At 40.6% G+C, this 16,627-nt stretch carries 20 protein-coding genes; 6 read left to right on the top strand and 14 right to left on the bottom strand.

What is annotated here, in order from left to right:
* Nucleotides 1–13: 13 nt before the first annotated feature.
* Together hflX and spoVK are read right to left on the bottom strand one after the other, a co-directional pair.
* Nucleotides 14–1,276 (bottom strand): GTPase HflX, encoded by a 1,263-nt coding sequence (gene hflX / locus ACSLGF_RS01350; RefSeq protein ID WP_456001662.1) that lies wholly within the window; start codon nt 1,274–1,276, stop codon nt 14–16.
* Between the two features lie 121 nt (nt 1,277–1,397).
* A complete protein-coding gene (spoVK, locus tag ACSLGF_RS01345; protein ID WP_024424083.1) occupies nt 1,398–2,357 on the bottom strand; it encodes a stage V sporulation protein K in 960 nt (319 codons plus the stop codon).
* A gap of 320 nt (nt 2,358–2,677) precedes the next feature.
* Here spoVK and ACSLGF_RS01340 point away from each other — a divergent pair, with 320 nt between their 5' ends.
* A complete protein-coding gene (locus ACSLGF_RS01340) occupies nt 2,678–3,436 on the top strand; it encodes an N-acetylmuramoyl-L-alanine amidase (RefSeq protein ID WP_456001660.1) in 759 nt (252 codons plus the stop codon).
* Nucleotides 3,437–3,503: 67 nt separating this feature from the next.
* Here the strand turns inward: ACSLGF_RS01340 and ACSLGF_RS01335 are convergent, their stop codons facing one another.
* The 9 genes from ACSLGF_RS01335 to ACSLGF_RS01295 all read right to left on the bottom strand — a co-directional run bounded on the left by ACSLGF_RS01335 (nt 3,504) and on the right by ACSLGF_RS01295 (nt 10,318).
* A complete protein-coding gene (locus ACSLGF_RS01335; RefSeq protein ID WP_456001658.1) occupies nt 3,504–4,121 on the bottom strand; it encodes a hypothetical protein in 618 nt (205 codons plus the stop codon).
* An 87-nt stretch (nt 4,122–4,208) separates the two neighbouring features.
* Nucleotides 4,209–5,189 carry a class 1b ribonucleoside-diphosphate reductase subunit beta gene (gene nrdF, locus ACSLGF_RS01330; protein ID WP_035700843.1) on the bottom strand — a complete coding sequence of 327 codons (981 nt, stop codon included), beginning with the start codon at nt 5,187–5,189 and terminating at the stop codon, nt 4,209–4,211.
* Between the two features lie 17 nt (nt 5,190–5,206).
* A complete protein-coding gene (gene nrdE, locus ACSLGF_RS01325; protein WP_456001656.1) occupies nt 5,207–7,309 on the bottom strand; it encodes a class 1b ribonucleoside-diphosphate reductase subunit alpha in 2,103 nt (700 codons plus the stop codon).
* Nucleotides 7,269–7,661 (bottom strand): class Ib ribonucleoside-diphosphate reductase assembly flavoprotein NrdI, encoded by a 393-nt coding sequence (gene nrdI / locus ACSLGF_RS01320; protein WP_456001654.1) that lies wholly within the window; start codon nt 7,659–7,661, stop codon nt 7,269–7,271. The genes nrdE and nrdI overlap by 41 nt, the downstream gene beginning before the upstream one ends.
* Before the next feature lie 265 nt (nt 7,662–7,926).
* Nucleotides 7,927–8,139, bottom strand: coding sequence for a hypothetical protein (locus ACSLGF_RS01315; protein ID WP_456001652.1), 213 nt, complete (start codon nt 8,137–8,139; stop codon nt 7,927–7,929).
* 53 nt (nt 8,140–8,192) lie between these two features.
* Complete coding sequence (locus ACSLGF_RS01310) at nt 8,193–8,477, bottom strand: YmzC family protein (protein WP_456001650.1); 285 nt, start codon at nt 8,475–8,477, stop codon at nt 8,193–8,195.
* Between the two features lie 161 nt (nt 8,478–8,638).
* On the bottom strand, nt 8,639–8,860 hold the full coding sequence (hfq, locus tag ACSLGF_RS01305; RefSeq protein WP_003211269.1) for an RNA chaperone Hfq: 222 nt from the start codon (nt 8,858–8,860) through the stop codon (nt 8,639–8,641).
* Between the two features lie 25 nt (nt 8,861–8,885).
* Entirely contained in the window at nt 8,886–9,842 is a 957-nt protein-coding gene (miaA, locus tag ACSLGF_RS01300) for a tRNA (adenosine(37)-N6)-dimethylallyltransferase MiaA (protein WP_456001648.1), read from the bottom strand.
* Between the two features lie 74 nt (nt 9,843–9,916).
* Nucleotides 9,917–10,318: a YmaF family protein gene (locus tag ACSLGF_RS01295; RefSeq protein WP_456001646.1), complete on the bottom strand. Its 402-nt coding sequence runs from the start codon at nt 10,316–10,318 to the stop codon at nt 9,917–9,919.
* 104 nt (nt 10,319–10,422) lie between these two features.
* On the opposite strand from ACSLGF_RS01295, the gene ACSLGF_RS01290 reads away from it, so the two are divergent.
* The 4 genes from ACSLGF_RS01290 (at nt 10,423) to erbB (ending at nt 12,021) form a co-directional block, all read left to right on the top strand.
* Nucleotides 10,423–10,662 (top strand): spore coat protein, encoded by a 240-nt coding sequence (locus ACSLGF_RS01290; RefSeq protein ID WP_099725761.1) that lies wholly within the window; start codon nt 10,423–10,425, stop codon nt 10,660–10,662.
* A 111-nt stretch (nt 10,663–10,773) separates the two neighbouring features.
* Nucleotides 10,774–11,316, top strand: coding sequence for a TetR/AcrR family transcriptional regulator (locus tag ACSLGF_RS01285; protein ID WP_456001644.1), 543 nt, complete (start codon nt 10,774–10,776; stop codon nt 11,314–11,316).
* 2 nt (nt 11,317–11,318) lie between these two features.
* Nucleotides 11,319–11,636: an SMR family multidrug efflux transporter EbrA gene (gene erbA / locus ACSLGF_RS01280; protein ID WP_456001642.1), complete on the top strand. Its 318-nt coding sequence runs from the start codon at nt 11,319–11,321 to the stop codon at nt 11,634–11,636.
* Nucleotides 11,637–11,652: 16 nt separating this feature from the next.
* Entirely contained in the window at nt 11,653–12,021 is a 369-nt protein-coding gene (gene erbB / locus ACSLGF_RS01275; RefSeq protein WP_099725764.1) for an SMR family multidrug efflux transporter EbrB, read from the top strand.
* Between the two features lie 45 nt (nt 12,022–12,066).
* On the opposite strand, the gene ACSLGF_RS01270 is transcribed toward erbB, so the two are convergent.
* A complete protein-coding gene (locus ACSLGF_RS01270) occupies nt 12,067–12,516 on the bottom strand; it encodes an OsmC family protein (protein ID WP_456001640.1) in 450 nt (149 codons plus the stop codon).
* A 77-nt stretch (nt 12,517–12,593) separates the two neighbouring features.
* Nucleotides 12,594–13,328, bottom strand: a complete 735-nt coding sequence (locus ACSLGF_RS01265; protein WP_456001638.1) for a poly-gamma-glutamate hydrolase family protein — start codon at nt 13,326–13,328, stop codon at nt 12,594–12,596.
* Nucleotides 13,329–13,909: 581 nt separating this feature from the next.
* Between ACSLGF_RS01265 and ACSLGF_RS01260 the strand changes: the two genes are divergently transcribed.
* Nucleotides 13,910–15,235, top strand: a complete 1,326-nt coding sequence (locus ACSLGF_RS01260; RefSeq protein ID WP_456001636.1) for a S8 family peptidase — start codon at nt 13,910–13,912, stop codon at nt 15,233–15,235.
* 89 nt (nt 15,236–15,324) lie between these two features.
* Here ACSLGF_RS01260 and ACSLGF_RS01255 read toward each other — a convergent pair whose 3' ends face one another.
* Nucleotides 15,325–16,473, bottom strand: coding sequence for a response regulator aspartate phosphatase (locus ACSLGF_RS01255; RefSeq protein ID WP_456001634.1), 1,149 nt, complete (start codon nt 16,471–16,473; stop codon nt 15,325–15,327).
* Nucleotides 16,474–16,627: the final 154 nt, after the last annotated feature.

Genomic DNA, 16,627 nt, shown 5'->3' with positions numbered 1-16,627 from the left:
TTTAGTTCCTTTCCTACAACATATACTTCTTGATTTGACCTAATATGGTCTGCTCCTCACCACTAAATCCGGTGATGTCATAAAGCTCTGCTTCTTTTTGAAATGCTAATGATTCCACGAGGGTTTCTGACTTTAATGCGGATATGAGCTTCCCTTCATACGCTGGAATCTTCACATGATATGGCTTTAAAAAGTCTTTTTTCAGCTCAGCCATCATATCTGCCTTTAATCGCTTCACGTCTTCCTCGCGTCTAGCACTGATTAAAATATGGCGCTGCTTTGAAGATGGGATAAAATCCGGTCTGATTTGATCTTCCTTGTTATAGACGGTCAGCATAGGAATACGGTCTGCTTCTAATTCTTCCAAAAGCTCATGAACCGTCCGTTCGTGTCCTTCGTAATCCTCATTAGAAGAATCGATCACATGAAGCAAATAATCTGCTTCCTTCACTTCTTCGAGTGTGGAGCGAAATGCGGCAATGAGTGTTGTTGGAAGGTCTTGAATAAAACCAACTGTATCTGAAATCAGCACACTGTAGCCAGATTCTAATGTCATCTTACGTGTCATTGGATCAAGTGTCGCAAACAGCAAATCTTCTTCATGACTATCAGCATCTGTTAACTGGTTAAACAAAGTGGATTTTCCGGCATTCGTATACCCGACAATGGCAATTTGGAAAACACCATTTTTCTTCCGTCGTTCTCGGTATCTTGTTCGGTGTTCTTTGACTGTAGATAATTGCCCATTAATTTCGTGAATACGGTTTCGAATATGGCGTCTATCTGTTTCAAGTTTTGTTTCACCTGGACCTCTTGCGCCAATTCCGCCCCCTTGTCTTGAGAGGCTGATCCCTTGTCCACTTAGTCTCGGCAAGGCATACTGAAGCTGGGCAAGCTCTATTTGCAGCTTCCCCTCTCTTGTACGGGCTCTTTTAGCAAAGATGTCTAAAATCAATTGGGTACGATCAATAATTTTCACATCTAAGGCAGTCGCCAAAGCTTTTAACTGGCTTGGAGAAAGCTCGTCGTTAAAAATAATGACATCACATGCTAATTCCTCGCAAAGTACTTCAAGCTCTTCTACTTTCCCTTTTCCGATGTATGTTGCGCTGTCTTGTCTATTTCTTTTCTGCGTCATCACGCTGACAGCTTCACCGCCAGCTGTTTTGGTTAAGGAAGCTAATTCTTCCATTGAGTATTGAAAGCGTTCATCCGTTACATGCGGCAATTGACAGCCGACAAGGATCGCTTTTTCAGTCATTTCGTGTTCATTCAACGTCAGTTGTTTCCTTTCTGTACTTAAGTTTTCAGTAGTACCATCATACCAAACACATCACACGTATACCACTATTCGGAGGCTTTATTTTAGCGTCTCTTCACAAAAAGGATACGCCATTTCAAGAAGGCGTATCCTCTTTCATTTGAAGGTCGTGACTTTTAATGGTAAGCAAATCTTTTTTATCGTAATGATCAACAAGAAGCAGCCTCATCGCCTGGGTTCGAATGGCCTTCTCAATGGTGTTTCGCACAAACCGGCCATTGCTGAATTTTGCAGGGCTTGTGGTACTTTTAATGTGCATCAAATAATCTCGCAGCTTCCATTCTGCTTCTTGGGTAAAGACATATTCCCTGTCAGCCATCATTCGTTTTGCAATATCCATAAGCTGATCGACTGTATAATCAGGAAAGCTGATATTGATTGGAAATCTTGATTGAAGGCCGGGATTTAAAGACAGAAAATGATCCATTTCCTTAGAGTAACCAGCAAGGATGAGAATAAATTCGTGCTGTTTATCCTCCATATGTTTAACAAGGGTATCAATCGCTTCTTTCCCAAAATCTTTTTCTCCTCCGCGGGCAAGAGAATAGGCTTCGTCAATGAACAAGATGCCGCCTAGTGATTTTTTAATTAAATCCCTTGTTTTCTGCGCAGTATGCCCAATGTACTCTCCGACGAGATCACCGCGTTCGGCTTCTATTAAGTGCCCCTTTGAGAGGACATTCATTTCAAAGAATAGCTTTCCGACAAGCCTCGCAACCGTTGTTTTCCCTGTGCCTGGATTCCCTTTGAACATCATATGAAGCGCTTGTTTTCCTACCTTTAATCCTTGTTCCTGTCTTTTTTGATTGACAAAAATCCAGGCATAAATCTCTTTTATGTTTCGTTTCATTTCATCCATACCGACAAGGCTGTTCATTTCACGCTCTATTTCCCGTAAGATGCTGTGTTTTGCCTCATTTTTCTGCAAGGCTTCTAGGTATTCTGCCTCTGAATCTGCATCAACCAATACTTGCTTTTGTCCGTTAAGTATAATATTGATTTGGCCGTTGTTTTTATATGTGACAGCTCGCTCCAACGTATTCACCTCTCGCTCTTCTCTCTTTATTCTATTCGGGTGGAGCTGTAATCGTGACAATCGCCCGCTTAAGCCCAAGTTTGCTGTCAAAATGACCCGAGATACCTGTTATTGTAGGGATTTCTGCGGTTTCCCAGGAAATGATGTGCTATCTCTATTGTATTCATCCATTTTGGGCGGACAAACCAACAATTTGCTTTTTCTTAGAAAAATGTAGCTTTTTGATCACAAATGATGCAGAAAAGGGTCCCAATGATTTCCGCATTTTGTACAGGCAATTCTTCTGTTTTCTCATAAAATAAAGACGAGGTGATGAATAGATGGTGAAAATTTTTATTGATCCTGGCCACGGAGGAACAGATTCTGGAGCTGCTGCTAATGGACTTTTGGAGAAAAATATAACACTTCAAATTGCGCTTTTACTAAGAGATATCTTGATTAGTGAATATGATGGGGTTTCCGTCCGCTTAAGTCGTTCAATTGACCAATCCGTCACTTTATCCCAGCGTACGAATGCCGCAAATAGCTGGGGAGCTGACTATTTCGTGTCTATTCATATTAATGCTGGCGGGGGCACAGGTTTTGAAAGTTATGTGTATCCTGGCGTTTCAGCACCGACAACCACGTATCGCAATGCCCTTCATGATGAAATTGTCCGCTCGGTTGATTTTGCCGACCGCGGCAAGAAAACTGCAAACTTCCACGTTCTTCGGGAAACTTCTATGTCCGCTATTTTAACAGAGAACGGTTTCATTGATACGACAGCTGATGCAAATAAGCTCCGCAATGCTTCCTTCCTTCAAGGCATCGCTCGCGCTCATGCCAATGGATTAGAGAAGGCCTTTCAGTTGAAAAAAAAAGCAGGTAATCTTTATAAAGTGCAGGCAGGGGCTTTCAAGGTGAAAGCCAATGCTGATGAACTGGCTGCCACACTTAGATCCAAAGGATTCGAAGCATTAGTCGTACTACGAGGCAGTATGTTCCGGGTGCAAGCTGGGGCTTTTCGTTCAAAGCAAAATGCGGATGACCTCGTAGCCAGATTGAAGCAGGCCGGTCACGACGCATTCGTTTTCCAATAAACTGAAGCTGTTATAACGAAACAAACCGGCTCAAGTCATCTGCAGAGCCGGTTTGTTGTTTATTGATTTATGCTAAGATGTTCACGACAAATTGAGACCACGTTTCAAGACGATCGAAGTATTCAGGCTTTTTCAAGTCAGCTACTTTCATCCATTTTCCTGAGATTTGATCTGTTTCTTTTACTTCCACATGAGCACCAGGTGATAATTCAAGGGCTGATAACAGCCCAATATGCACACGGCCGACACTGTTGTCATCATCATTGATTAATCCAAGGGTTTTCATCTCAAGTTTGTCTTTTTCTTGAATCGAAAGTTCCTCGTCCAGCTCACGATCCGTATTTTCTTTTAGGATCTCTGCAAAATCTTTTCCTTCGATAAAATTCATATGACCGCCAAAACCAAGAGATAACTTATGATGTAATCTTGTCTCTCCCCCGCCTTGAAGTCTTTCATATACATACACTTCGTCTTCACGCTTAATGACGACATAAGGAATCGGCTGTTTGAAGTCAGGATTTTCTTCTGCATCCCCTCTTCGCATCTGCTCGAAGTGCTCTTCGATTTCTTTCATGATCGTTTTGATTGTTTCCTCTTCACTATTCACCCCATTAAACGCAAGTGTTTCGTTTTGGAAAACACGTTTGCGCGGTGCGACTAAAATGATTTCATCCATTTTTCCCATGTTCGGTAACCTCCAGTTGTTTGTAACACGTTGTAAGAAATGGCAAAAAGCCAAAACGAGTGATGCGTTTTGACTTTTGCGTTTTACTTATGATTCATCTCCAAAGAAGAAGTCGTCATCTTTTAACGGCTCAACTGTTGCTTTTTTGTAGCCGTTCCCTTTCATTGAGAAGAAATCATGTGACTTTGTTTTTGTATTGAGTCCGTTCAATACAATCGGGTTAATCTCTTCTTCTTCAAAGTAAGGGGCAAATCCAAGGTTCATTAACGCTTTATTGGCATTGTAACGAATGAACTTTTTCACATCATGCGATAAATTGACTTGGTCATAAATATCCTCAGTGTAATGAAGCTCATTTTCATAAAGCTCGTTCAGCAAATCAATGGAGAAATCATATAGCTCTTTTTGCACGTCAGGTGTTTGTTTGTTGTAAATTTCTTGCGCTAATAACCCAACGTACACACCGTGAATCGCTTCGTCGCGCAAAATCAAGTTAATGATTTCACCACTTTGCATGAGCTTTCCTTGTCCATAGAAATAAAGCGGGTAGTAAAAGCCGCTATAAAATAGGAAGCTTTCTAAATAAACAGAAGCAACCATTGCTTTAAACAAGGAAATAGGATCATCCTTTTGAATCGAACGGTATAGACTTACAATCATATCAGCTTTCTTTTGCAAGAATTTATTTTTCTTGACCCATTCAAACACTTCACTAATGGTTTCAGTTGGTGCAAGTGTCATGAAGATATTTGAGTATGATTTCGCATGTACCGCATTTTCCATCATCGCCATAAAGTTCAACACCGCTTTACGCTGATGGCCGTCTACATGTTCTGCCACAATCGGCATACCTGTATTTCCTTGTTCTGTATCAAGTAAAGTCAGTCCAGCAAGTACCTTCATGTACGTATCCCGCTCTTCTTCACCTAAATACTTCCATGTCAAGAGATCCCCGTTTAAGGAAATCTCTTCAGGAAGCCAGAACTGCTTCACATTTTGGTTGTAAAACATTTGTGTAAAATCGTCTTCGTGTTTTGACCAGTTGGCTGCATCATAAATTTTTGTCACGTTAAACTCTCCTTTAATCAAACAACACAAGAAAGACAGCCTTCCTGCCCTGTATCCTTCGTTCTTGCATAATAAAGTGTCTTAATGCCTTTATGGTGTGCATACAGATCGATGCGGTTTAAGTCACGCGTTGTCATCGTATCTTTCAGGAATAATGTAAAGCTGATACCTTGATCGACGTGCTGCTGAATCGTTGCGATCATATCGACCACTTTAAACATGTCCATATCGTACGCTTCTTTATAGAAGAACCAGTTTTGCGCTGAAAGACCTGGCATTGGGTAATATGTTTTGCTGTTGCCGTATGTTCTTTCCTCGATACGTTCCATAATTGGCATAACAGATGCTGTTGCCGATTGAACATAAGAAATCGAACCTGTTGGTGCAATACATAATCTATAGCTATGGTACATCCCATTTTCCGCTACAAATTCTTTAAGTGCTTCCCAGTCTTCTTTTGTTGGAATGTGCATGCCTTCAAATAGTGCTGCCGCTTTTTCTGTTTTTGGTGTGAAATCATTCTCCACGTATTTATTAAAGTACTCACCAGTTGCATAGCCAGAACCCTCATAACGGTGGAATGTTTCTCCTTTTTCTTTTGCAAGCTCACTTGAGCGTTTAATCGAGTAATAGTTCACCATCATAAAGAACGTATTAGCGAAATCTCTTGCTTCTTCACTTTCATATGCCATTTGGTTTTGAGCTAAATACCCGTGAAGGTTCATCGCGCCAAGCCCAATTGATTTCATTGCTTTGTTTGCTTTTCTAACAGCCGGTGCATTGCGAATATCCGTTGTTTCAGATACAAGCGTTAATGAGTCTGTTGCAAGCTTGACTGTTTTTTCAATTGATTTGTTTTTCATGACATTCATGATATTTAATGAACCAAGGTTACAAGAAATATCCAGACCGATCTCATCTTCTTGATCATAGTCCGTGTAAGAAGATACCTCTGAAGCCTGAAGCACTTCTGAGCAAAGGTTTGAGAATTTCACACGTGAAATATGGTTCAGTGCATGCTCTCTATTCACATTATCTTGGAACATGATATATGGATAGCCTGATTCTGAGCGTAGAACAGCCAATTTTTCAAGAAGCTTTCTCGGATTGACTTTTTCTTTTTTAACTTTCGGGTTTTCTACAAGCTCGTCATACATTTCTTCCATGTCCATCTCATCAAGGTGCTGTCCATATTCTTTATAGACTGTGTGCGGATAGAAAGTGTAAGCTGTTTTATCTTCTCTTGCAAGCTCGATAAATTTGTCTGGGATGACAACACCAATGGAAAGTGTTTTCACACGAACATCTTCATCAGCAGAGATTTTTTTCGTATCTAAGAAATCATTGATATCTCTGTGGAAAATATTGAGGTAGGCACTGCCTGATCCCTGTCTTTGTCCCATTTGATCTGCATACCTGAATGCATTATCAAGAAGCTTCATCACGCCTACGACACCTTTTGTCGCGTTTTCTACATCTTTGATTGCTTCGCCTTTCGCACGAAGTTTTGACAGGTTCAAACTGACGCCGCCGCCTAGTTTCGAAAGCTGCATGGAAATATCAATCGCTCTTGAAATATCGTTTAAAGAGTCATTCACTTCAAGCAAGAAGCAGCTCACAAGCTCACCGCGTCTTTTACGTCCAGCGTTTAAAAATGTTGGAGTACTTGGCTGATATTCTTGGTTGATCATTAGTTCTACAAACTCAAGTGCTTTTTCTTTGTCTCCGCCCGCGAAGAAAAGAGCCACAACTGAAATGCGGTCTTCATAGCGTTCAAGAATTTTCTTTTTATCATTTGTTTTCAGTGCATAATCATTGTAAAACTTAAACGCACTCATAAATGATGGGAATCTAAATTTTTTGGCATATGCAGCTTCGAATACTTCTTTAATATCTGCCATGCTGTATTGCCTTAAAAATTCTTCCTCATAGTAGTCGTTTTCTATTAAGTAATCAATCTTCTCTTCTAAGTTGTGAAAGAAGACCGTGTTTTGATTAATATAATCTACGAAATAACTATGTACAGCTTCTTTGTCCTTATCGAACTGAAACTTTCCTTCTTTTTGAATCATAATCTCGTTATTTAATTGTATCCACTTCGGAACCTGATTTTGTGACAATTCTTTCTACCTCCTGTGTAAACAATTCAACATCCCTTTTTGTTCCGCTTAGTTCAAAGGTGTGCAAAATAGGAACTTGATATTGTTTAGAAATCGTATCGGCGCTTTTTGCAAAATTATCTCCCCACACTTTGTTGCCACTCACTGCTACACCTAGTAAAAGGTGAGCATTTTTCTCTAAAAAGGACTGAGTGGTACTAGGGACTTGTCCAAATCCTGTCGTAAAGGTGACGAGAATAAACGGCGTATCCAAAAACTCTTCTCCAGTCAATTTTTGTTTGTCTGTAAAAGGGGTCTTGTCCAAAAAGCGTTGAACATTTCCTGTTTTTGAATCAAATACGATTTGAATCAATTCCATCACGACCTAGTTTTTAGTATTGTTGATCATTTCGTTATTCACTATATATAGTATACTATGTTTTTTTAAAACACAACATATAGATGTTCGAAACGAAAAAAATCAACCAACCCGGCCGAACATTCATAGCCGAACTCGTACGTTCAAATAAATAGAGCAGAGCAGGATCTAAAAATAGACTGCCCTACTCCCTATTCAACTGAAACCGAAATCTATCATAACACGAAAAAAAATCGCTTAGTAGACTAGACTTTTTGTTTTATTTTTTGTAGGCATCGCACTGTAAATCTTCTGACACTTCTGTTATTTCCACTTCAACACCCAATTCTTTTAGCACCTCTTCAAGCGCAGAGACGATTGAAGCTTCTCTCACTAATTCTTTCCCATTTACAGAAACGCTTGTTCCATATTCGAAACAGGAGTCGTCTTCACAAGTTTGTTCCCAGTGATTAATTTTAATTTTGTGTGTCATGAACTCATCCTTTTCTGTCTAGATGTCTGATGCATGATTATAGTGTAGCGACTTCACATACATTTGTAAATTGACGTGCTTAGCTTCCCCTCTTTTTCATCAAACTGATACACATGTACTTCATCATCTTTCACAACAGCAAAGTGATTATTTTTTAGCGCAACAGACGATTGTAAAATGCCTTTTACATGATCCTCGTCATTTTGATAAGAATCGTTTTGCCAATTTTCTTGTCTCGTTTCGATGTTTGAGATGGCGCAAGATCCAAATAAGACAACGATTCCAATCAAAAGGAGTATCACTCTAATCCTTCTTAATTCAAGTTCTGCATTTTCCATATAAATCCCCTCACCTTTTTAAAAGTCCAATAAGGAATCATACACAAAATGGCCAGAAAAGTTTCACGGCATACAAAATAGCCCCTCTGCACTGACAAAAAACGTAGCGGGTTCCGGCCGGTTTATTCGCAGATGCATGGGGCTATTAGGTACAAATTGTCCTATTCTAATTCTAGATTTACATTTTTTTGAGGTGCAAATGTAGAAATGGCGTGTTTATAAATAAGCTGCTGCTTCCCTTCTGTCTCAAGCAGCACTGTGAAATTGTCAAATCCTTTCACTTGACCGCGAAGCTGAAAGCCATTCAGTAAAAATACGGTGACAAATGTATTGTCTTTGCGGATCTGATTCAAAAATTGGTCCTGAATATTAATCGGTTTCATGTTTCGTCCTCCTTGATTCTGATAACTACAGTTTCGCTTTAAGTCCAAGCTTTCCTGCTATATATGCGAAAATTTCCTCTTTTTTGTCTGAAAAGTGGCAAGGTGGTGTCATATCAAACCAGGTGACATCCATTTTATTACGGAACCACGTAAACTGACGCTTCGCATATCGCCGGGAATTTTGCTTTAATTGCTCGATGGCTTCATTAAGAGAGCAGTCACCTTGAAAATAGGCATACAGTTCTTTATAACCAATTGCTTGAACAGACTGACAATCCTTCAAACCAGATTGATATAGCGCTCTCACTTCTTCCATTAAGCCTTCATCTAACATGATATCAATTCTTTGATGAATGCGCTCGTACAAAAGCTCTCGCTCCATTTTCAGCCCAATGAAGGCTGTGTCGTAAAGAGGAACTTCCTGATGCCCGTTTTGCATCTCAGACATTTTTTGACCGGTTGTATGTATCACCTCTAGCGCCCGAATCACACGGCGGACGTTATTCGGATGGATCGCTTTTGCAGCGTCAGGATCTACTGCCTTTAGCTTTTCGTGCAGCTGAAGCGGCCCATGCTGCTGTTCAAACAGCGTCATTTCCTCTCTAAAGGCGGGGTCACTTTTCTCTTCGGTAAATGTGTAATCATATAAAACAGATTGAATATACAGACCTGTTCCGCCGACAATCATTGGCGTTTTTCCTCTACCCGCAATCTCTTTGATTTTCAAACGGACAAGCTGCTGAAATTCAGCTGTAGAAAATGATTCATCCGGCTGTTTCATATCAATTAGATGGTGCGGGACGCCATCCATTTCTTCAGGGGTGATTTTCGCTGTTCCAATATCCATTCCTTTATAAACCTGCATAGAATCCCCGCTGATGATCTCTCCATTAAATGCTTTGGCTATATCAATGCTCAGCTTTGTTTTCCCGACAGCCGTCGGTCCTACTAACACAATCACTGGTTGTTTCGCTTTTTTCATAACATCACTCTCTTTTACAAACTGCCTACAGTATAGCACAACTTCTCTTTCACTCCTATATACTGCCCTGCCCATCACCAGCCGATTGGTTCATTTCCCACCACTTCATATGTTTTTCCTTTCAAACGGTGCGTATGGGTTGGCCGCTCTTCATCTGGACTATAAACGACACCACCATATGGGATAGGGACAGAATCATTATAGGCAGAAAAGGTGACTTCCTCGATCTCATGATAATGCGTTCCATCCACTCTCGGAATCGCAGGCCCTGTGATGCCGTAGTATCTGTGGAAATGCCCTCTCTCAAAAGATGTGATTCCGCGGTAAAAATGAGTATGCTGATCGGTACTGCTTCCATTCACAGGCTGAGAAATACCTTCTATTAAATGATAATGCTCTTCTGTTACATCCGTACGTGCTTTATATGCATGAGCATGCGGCGGACATTTTGCCCAATCAGATGGATACAGGCCCATTTTTGACATTCCTCCTTATATTAGGCGGTCACCCAAACACATGTAGGCCATTCGCATACACTGATGTCAGTTACAGTGATTTTATGTGAGAGGAGCCTTTTTTTATGAATTATTTTGAAACACCGCCGTTTATTCAAGAAGACATGAGAAGACCTTTTGGGTTTGGACGCCCTGGCTTTGGGTTTGGAAGACCTGGCTTCGGTTATGGTAGACCTGGATTTTTTGGACCTCCATTTTTAGGTGGTTTTGCCGGAGGACTACTTGCTGGATCCCTGCTCGCTCCAGGATATGGATATCCTTATCCACCGCCATATCCGCCATATGGACCATACCCTTATTATTAAATATGACTATTTAGTGAAAACATCCTTTCATAAAATGAATCAATTGACACACTAGTTTTTCATGGGTTAACATTTACTTTACCGACCGTTCAGTAAAGTAGGTGTTTTTTTATGTCTAAAACCAAAAAAGAACAAATTTTTGAGGCAGCTGCTCGTACAATTTTAAAAGAAGGATTAAGTCAGCTGACCCTTCAGCAGGTAGCAGAGCATGCAAATATGACCAAAGCCGGCCTGCTTTATCATTTTTCAAGCAAGGAAGAGCTCATCCAAAAAATGAATGAGCACGCGATTGTCTGCTTTCGTCAGCAGCTCGAGTCGTATCAGGAAACATACAAAAACGAAAAGGCTCCTTATGTACGTGCATATATTTTGGCGACATTAAATGATCTTGATATGCAAAATACGACCCAGTTATGTACAAGCATGCTGGCCACTATGTCATTTGATGAAGCGTTATTGAACCCTTGGCGTGATTTTTATGCGGAGTTCAAAGAGAAAGCAGCTGAGGAAATAAACGATCCTGCGCTGAGCCAGCTGATCCGCCTTGCATGTGATGGGATATGGTTTTCAGAGATGTTTCAGCTTGAACCACTGAACCGAGAGGAAAAAACCCTTTTACTTCATCGGATTTTACACATATTAGAGGAGGGATGATGATGATCCTCGGATATCTTTTTTTAGCTGTTGCCATTTTTTCAGAAGCAATTGGGGCCGCGATGTTAAAACTATCAAATGGCTTTACGCGCTTTAAACCTAGTGCTGTCGTTGTCGCTGGCTATACACTTGCTTTTTATATGCTGTCATTAACACTTAACATTATTCCACTTAGCATGTCGTACGCAACATGGTCTGGGGTTGGTACCGTCCTCACGGCTTTTTTTGGCGTGCTCTTTTTTAAAGAAACCTTGAACCAGAGAGCAATCATTGGGATGGCTATGCTTGTCTTAGGGGTCGTACTTTTAAATATGTCATAAAGGATGTGAGGAGATCATGAAAGGAATGCTCTATTTAACAGGGGCCATTTTGACGGAGGTTTTTGGCAGTACGATGCTGAAGCTTTCGCAAGGTTTTACACAAGTGCTGCCGAGTATTGGGGTGCTGATCGGATTTGGATGTGCCTTTACTTTTCTTAGTTTGGCACTTAAAACAATTGAGCTCTCATCCGCCTATGCCACATGGTCTGGCGTCGGAACAGCACTCACCGCTCTTGTAGGGCTCGTGTTGTTTAACGAAACCATTCATATGAAAGGCTTCATCGGTCTTGCACTCGTGATATGCGGTGTGATTGTCTTAAATCAGTCCAAGAAACAAAAGGAAGAAAACAAAGAACAAATGGATCAAACCGAATGGACGTCATAAAAAAAGTCATTTTCTCCATGTAAAAGAGAAAATGACTTTTTTGCCTTAACGGCCGACTTGAATGGTTTCTTCTAAGGAAATGTCCACATTTCCCTGAACAGCTCTTGAGATCATACATGAGCTTTCGGCTTTATGTGCAAGCTTACGGGCTAGTTCAATATCATGCGTGGAAGCGGACTCTTTGAGGATAATGACAGGTCGATGAATGATTTTCTCATATGTAAACACACCATTTGTCACATCTACGACGGCCTCAGAGCTCATCGATAGATCCTCTTTCTCTAATTGACTCCGCTCCATCATGGCGGCAAGTGTAATGATATAACACGTGGCCGCTGCACCTAAGAGCATCTCATCTGGATTTGTTCCGATGCCCGGGCCGTCCATTTCTTTTGGAATCGAAATCTTCGTTTTTAATTGCTCACATGTAATTGTACCAACATCGTTACGCAGACCAGGCCAGTTTGCCTGAAGATGAAAATGATGACGCGCCATATCCGTCTCTCCTTTTGTTATCACTTTTTATAGTGTAACAAGAAGTCACCCTGCTTGTCTTAAGATGTGCACAATCCTTATGTATATTCTTCATCCAGCACCGTCCGAATCGCCCTGACATAACGGTAGAACGCTTCATTTTTCGTACTCGACCGCCTCCGAAAATCGAAACTGTCAAATAAAGCTTCACGTTGACTTCTACTGATCTCAAGCTGCACACTTCGCCCTGTTTTTGTAAGATTATTAATATTATGATTGCTCGTTCCGCTTAGGGATGCGTGTGCAACAGCAAGTTCAGCAGAAAATCCATTCCGCTCTAATGAGTTCACAATTTTCTCTGCACGGTCGTAATCGGTTCCGCCTACAAGAGTATGGTCAATTCCTTCCTCACCTCTATAGCCGTGCACTGCTAATACATAATCATGTGCTTTTGCCTGTGCGACTCCGATAGGTTCATCAAAGTTTGTGCTAGTAATATGAAGTTCTGACGCACTCTCCCTTAAACCTTCAAATAAATACGTAGAAAAATCGTTATCAAAAAAATGGACGATCTCGCTAACGCCGCCTTCAATTCTCCCGCCATGGGGTGACATCACAAGAAGACGGCTGCCAGGCACTGGGTTGGCTGTAATTTGATAGCTGCTTGTTGATTCGTTCTCTTCCAGTTCTTTAAAATTGCGATAAATATCATTTGAACCGCTTTCGTCTTCCCCACCTGATGACAATGGCTCATCATGTTCCTGTGCTTGCATGGTATAATAAACGCCCCATCCGATCGCAAGCAGGAGAAGCAAAGCAAAAAACTTCTTCATTCCCGTTCTCCTTTAACAGATTTCTAAGCCGTTTCTATGATTAATATTGAATCATCATTTCTTTTCATTTTTTCCACATTTTCTCTTCAAATTTGATCATAACACTCTAGATCATGAGATTCCTCAAAAATAAGATAATTGCATTTATATACACAGAAACGTCTCTCCTGTTTGAAAACAGAGTTAGAATAGTATGACAAACAAATGAAGTTATGTTTAAAATGACCTAGTCCTACCCAGTCTGTTTTCTTTAATTCGGCTTTTTTTTATGCGAATTTGATTTTTTTCAACTGTGACGCATCACATTTGTATGAGCATTGACCCTGTCTAGCCCCCCTTTTTCTGCAAAATCCATTGTTTCACTGATGCTCTAAGAAAAACTCTCCCACCTATCATCGGCAGATTCTACATGATTTCCACCTTTTTCTATTATTTTACAAAATGTAAGCGTTTTTCTTTTTAGAATAAATGAGCAAGCCGCCAATATGAAGAAAAGGAGGGACAAGAATCCGAACAAAGCAGCTTTCAGTCTCATAACGTAAGAGTGTACGAGAATTGATAGCTAGAATGGAGGGCATCACATGTTTGGATTTTCCATGGTGCAAATGGTCAGAACGCATGCTAGTAAACTGGATCAGCCGTTAAGAGAAACCGTCCTTCACCTCTATAAACCCTTTAAGTGGACGCCTTGTTTTCTTCATCGCTTTTTTGAAGGAAGATTAAAGAAGAAAAAGAAGCTTCGTGTGATCATTGAATTTAAGGAGGATGCAGTCGAAGCAGGTATTCAAAGTACAAAGCAGCTAATGAAAAAAAATAGAAAAACAAAGATAAAACAGCACTTTACCCACATCGATTGCTGCGCAGCTGATTTGACACCTGCTGCTTTAGAGGAACTGTTAGCGAATGGGGAGCATATTCGAAAGATTTATTTAGACCGACAAGTTCATGCGCTGCTCGATATCGCAACACAAGCAAGTCATGCTGACCAAGTCAAACGAAATGGCACGACATTAACCGGTGAAGGCATGACGGTGGCTGTCATTGATACGGGGATTTATCCGCATGAAGATTTAGATGGACGGATTCGCGGATTTGTGGATTTAGTCAAACAAAAAACGAAGCCTTATGACGATAACGGGCACGGTACTCACTGCGCTGGAGATGTGGCTGGAGACGGAGCCGCCTCAGACGGCTTATACAAGGGACCTGCCCCAAAAGCAAATCTCATTGGCGTGAAAGTGTTAAATAAACAAGGCGCTGGATCACTTTCTACTATTATAGAAGGTGTTGAGTGGTGCATACAGTTCAACGAAGACCATCCCGATGATCCAATTCATATTATGAGTATGTCACTAGGCGGAGATGCTCAGCGTTATGATGATGAACAAGATGATCCGATGGTGCGCGCTGTCAATGCGGCTTGGGATCAAGGCATTGTTGTTTGCGTCGCTGCTGGAAACTCTGGTCCTAACAGTCAAACGATTGCGAGCCCGGCTGTCAGTCAAAAAGTCATTACGGTCGGCGCCTATGATGACCGGAATACACCAGAATCAAGTGACGATATCGTGGCACCATTTTCGAGCAGAGGTCCAACTGTCTATGGTGAAGCAAAGCCAGATATCCTTGCACCAGGAGTCAACATCGTATCTCTCAGATCACCAAGATCCTTTTTGGATAAACTAGATAAATCAAGCAGAGTCGATGATGATTATACGACGCTATCTGGCACATCAATGGCAACACCGATTTGCGCCGGTATTTGCGCTCTTCTTTTAGAGCATTCCCCGGATTTAACACCTGATGATGTCAAAGCCCTATTAATAGAAAATACAAGCAAGTGGTCTGGAGATGATCCAATGATTTATGGAGCAGGTGCAATTGACGCAGAGAAAGCGATGAAAGAATAAATAAAAAAGCCCTTTACGTTTTTGCGTAAAGGGTGTTGTTTGTCTGTTTTTATGTGTGAAGTCTTTCATCTACTTGAGCAGCTGACATGTTATGCTTCGTTCTCATACATCTCATCTCCTTTTTGAATGTGCATACGCGCTTCGATCACAATTTCAAAAAAAGTGGAAGATTCCTTGTACATGTCGCGTTCCTTATAATAATTAGCCGCATCAAGTGCTAATTCCTCTAAATCAGCAAACATTTTTTTGCTTCTTAGACCAAAAAGTGCCGATCTCAATTGATCACCGCTGTCTTTCTCTATATAGAGCGCCTGCAAAAATTGGAATTTCAACTGATAAATCTCATCTTCCAATAAACAAGCCTGATTCATTCCTTTGGTTATGGCTTCACTCGCTCGCTCCATATCTCCGAGTTTAAAACAAGTAAGAGCAAGTGAAAACAATGATTTTATCATCGTGGCTGCTTGGTCTTTTTGATAAAGTGAAATGGCTTGTTCAAAAAAGACAGTTGCTGTATGGTACGTGCCCATACTATAATGACAAGTTCCTAAGTTATTAAGAGCCATCGCTTTAAAATAAGACGTGCATTCTTGTCTTTCCATCGCTTCACAGACCTTTAACGCTTTTTCTAAATAAGGAAGCGCTTTTTGGTGCTGATTGACATCAATCCAATTACCTGCCATCACAAAATCACATTGAATGCTTCTTTTTCCATAAAGCTGATGTTTCTTATAGATGTCTCTCGCTTTTTTGGCATAGTGCATAGAGAAATAGGTTTGTTTCATATGATAGTATACTTCAGCGATTTTATAGTAAAATTCCGCTTTTTCGATTTCATCTGTCACCAAGATCAGTTGATGTTCCGCATGCTTGTAATATGAAATGGCCTCGATATATCGGCGCTGGATAAACGCATACATCCCATGGAAAAAATGAAAGTAATAGCCCAGTAAGCCTGTCATCTCATCTTCTGCATCTTCAATTTCTTTAGGAAAGGACACAGCTTGAAGCGTTTCACTCCCTGCATGGACTGGCGTTAAGTGCTGAAGCATCATTTGATGGCGAAAATCCATTAGAGAATAATAAAGTAATAAATCTTGATCCTCTTCCATCTCATGAATTTTTTCTTCAACAAGGTGCTTCATGTCGTTTGCCTGTTCCACTTCAAATTTGCAAATATGCGTGTACCATTGATTGATCTTTACACCTACTTCGGAAGATGGTATTTTGTGTGCCACCCACTTCAGCCCCATTCTATCATATCAAACTGATAACTATTATTTTACATAATTTATGTTTTTAAGGCAAATTGTCATTTTTTTCATATTTCATCTTCAATTCGTGTGTTTCTATCTTTTTTACCAAGTTTAAATAGAGTACTTTTGCCCATCA

Source organism: Bacillus sp. A015 (assembly GCF_053851875.1).
Note: the sequence above shows the minus strand (reverse complement) of the source record. Positions and strands in the feature narration are given on the sequence as shown.

What these genes read in the sequence shown, in the direction of transcription:
- ACSLGF_RS01340 (WP_456001660.1), top strand. Translation starts at nt 2,678, where the DNA reads ATGGTGAAAATTTTTATTGATCCTGGCCACGGAGGAACAGATTCTGGA.
- ACSLGF_RS01335 (WP_456001658.1), bottom strand. Translation starts at nt 4,121, where the DNA reads ATGGGAAAAATGGATGAAATCATTTTAGTCGCACCGCGCAAACGTGTT.
- ACSLGF_RS01315 (WP_456001652.1), bottom strand. Translation starts at nt 8,139, where the DNA reads ATGACACACAAAATTAAAATTAATCACTGGGAACAAACTTGTGAAGAC.
- ACSLGF_RS01310 (WP_456001650.1), bottom strand. Translation starts at nt 8,477, where the DNA reads ATGGAAAATGCAGAACTTGAATTAAGAAGGATTAGAGTGATACTCCTT.
- hfq (WP_003211269.1), bottom strand. Translation starts at nt 8,860, where the DNA reads ATGAAACCGATTAATATTCAGGACCAATTTTTGAATCAGATCCGCAAA.
- miaA (WP_456001648.1), bottom strand. Translation starts at nt 9,842, where the DNA reads ATGAAAAAAGCGAAACAACCAGTGATTGTGTTAGTAGGACCGACGGCT.
- ACSLGF_RS01295 (WP_456001646.1), bottom strand. Translation starts at nt 10,318, where the DNA reads ATGGGCCTGTATCCATCTGATTGGGCAAAATGTCCGCCGCATGCTCAT.
- ACSLGF_RS01290 (WP_099725761.1), top strand. Translation starts at nt 10,423, where the DNA reads ATGAATTATTTTGAAACACCGCCGTTTATTCAAGAAGACATGAGAAGA.
- ACSLGF_RS01285 (WP_456001644.1), top strand. Translation starts at nt 10,774, where the DNA reads ATGTCTAAAACCAAAAAAGAACAAATTTTTGAGGCAGCTGCTCGTACA.
- erbA (WP_456001642.1), top strand. Translation starts at nt 11,319, where the DNA reads ATGATCCTCGGATATCTTTTTTTAGCTGTTGCCATTTTTTCAGAAGCA.
- erbB (WP_099725764.1), top strand. Translation starts at nt 11,653, where the DNA reads ATGAAAGGAATGCTCTATTTAACAGGGGCCATTTTGACGGAGGTTTTT.
- ACSLGF_RS01270 (WP_456001640.1), bottom strand. Translation starts at nt 12,516, where the DNA reads ATGGCGCGTCATCATTTTCATCTTCAGGCAAACTGGCCTGGTCTGCGT.
- ACSLGF_RS01265 (WP_456001638.1), bottom strand. Translation starts at nt 13,328, where the DNA reads ATGAAGAAGTTTTTTGCTTTGCTTCTCCTGCTTGCGATCGGATGGGGC.
- ACSLGF_RS01260 (WP_456001636.1), top strand. Translation starts at nt 13,910, where the DNA reads ATGTTTGGATTTTCCATGGTGCAAATGGTCAGAACGCATGCTAGTAAA.